The organism is Xanthomonas sp. BRIP62409 (assembly GCF_003992965.1).
GTDB lineage: Bacteria > Pseudomonadota > Gammaproteobacteria > Xanthomonadales > Xanthomonadaceae > Xanthomonas > Xanthomonas euroxanthea.
In genome coordinates this window covers 1-387 of sequence record NZ_QEZJ01000001.1, presented here as the reverse complement: position 1 = coordinate 387, position 387 = coordinate 1, and the positions used below count along the sequence as shown (strand labels likewise).

At 52.7% G+C, this 387-nt stretch carries 1 protein-coding gene; it reads right to left on the bottom strand.

Annotated elements, in window-relative coordinates; all coding sequences use genetic code 11:
- Positions 1-193: 193 nt before the first annotated feature.
- The coding region (locus EO170_RS00005; RefSeq protein ID WP_126941637.1) for a DUF2513 domain-containing protein at positions 194-387 on the bottom strand (194 nt) is incomplete at its 5' end.

The window sequence follows — 387 nt, the reverse complement described above, 5'->3', positions numbered from 1 at the left end:
GACCCAGATCAGTTAGAATTACACCTCTAACCTGGGCAAGCCAGCTACGTACGCCAGCAAGGTCGCCTTTAGTTTGCCGGTCCAGGGAAATTGATGCATCGCTCAAAAGGGCAGTATAGCCAACGATGCGACACGGCAGCATAGCGAGACATGGATTCAGAACCTGTCCCGTGCAATCAATTGCACGGACATGTCAGAGAGGCAGACCAAGGTCTTTTGCTTTGGCCCGAACATAGCCACTCGCCATTTCCGCAAGCATTCTTACCGTCCAGCTTCCTAGTTGGCCCGCACCGCTTTTTGTTTTTCGCCAAATCTCAGGGTCGCGAACACTATCTAAGAAGTCGTGCCCGTCCGACGTGATGCGCCACCCATTGTGATAGCTAGAAC